At 66.5% G+C, this 448-nt stretch carries 1 protein-coding gene; it reads left to right on the top strand.

The genetic code is table 11. The annotated features are described in order from the left end of the window. The coding region (locus tag PA598K_RS36105) for a PD-(D/E)XK nuclease family protein (RefSeq protein WP_185601792.1) at nt 1–317 on the top strand (317 nt) is incomplete at its 5' end. Nucleotides 318–448 lie beyond the last annotated feature (131 nt).

Consider the following 448-nt stretch of genomic DNA (forward strand, 5'->3'; position numbering starts at 1 on the left):
CCTCCTCGGTCGTCACCGGCGAGCAATGGGAGACGCTGCGCCAGGCGGTGCGGACCACCATCCGGACGATCGGGGAGAGGATTACGCGCGGCGAGGTGGCGATCACGCCTTATCGTCTCGGGGCGCGGACGCCGTGCGCGTTTTGCGCATACAAGCCGGTGTGCCAGTTCGATCCTATGGATGAAGGCAATGACTATGTCAGATTGCGCAAGCAAGGCAAGGAGGAGCTGTGGCTGACGCTGGCGGAGCGGGCTGCCGCCGAGCAGCCGCCATGCGCAGCGGAAGGAGGAGCAAGCGATGGATCGGCAACTTCATAACGAGATAGCGCCTAGCGGCGGCGATCTGCCGCCCAAGCCTCCGGGGAGCACCTGGACGGACGCGCAATGGCATGCCGTCGTAGCGGGCGGACAGGATGTGCTGGTAGCGGCGGCCGCCGGCTCCGGCAAGA

Source organism: Paenibacillus sp. 598K (assembly GCF_003851045.1).
Taxonomy (GTDB): domain Bacteria; phylum Bacillota; class Bacilli; order Paenibacillales; family Paenibacillaceae; genus Paenibacillus_D.